Genomic DNA, 264 nt, shown 5'->3' on the forward strand with positions numbered 1-264 from the left:
CATGGGGATTATCAACCACCACTCCCCGTGATCAAGTTAAATTGTTGAATAATATCTTTTATAAATCTTCCATTTTAACCGCCAATTCACGTGACTATATCAACGAACTGATGTCTAACGTCAATGCTGATCAAAATTGGGGGATTTCAGCTTCCAGCGATCATTATGCCTTGAAAAATGGTTGGTTAGAAAATGGACGTGAAAAATGGATTGTCAATAGTATTGGTTACATTAAAAATGATGATGGCACCAGCTATACTATTG

The 264-nt window shown here is 36.4% G+C and carries 1 protein-coding gene; it reads left to right on the top strand.

Going from position 1 to position 264, the window contains the following annotated elements:
* Positions 1 to 264 (top strand): hypothetical protein (locus ACFIK0_RS09760; protein ID WP_375663971.1); only part of this gene is annotated, 264 nt, incomplete at both ends.

This window comes from Bartonella sp. CL63NXGY, assembly GCF_042194905.1.
Lineage (GTDB): Bacteria > Pseudomonadota > Alphaproteobacteria > Rhizobiales > Rhizobiaceae > Bartonella.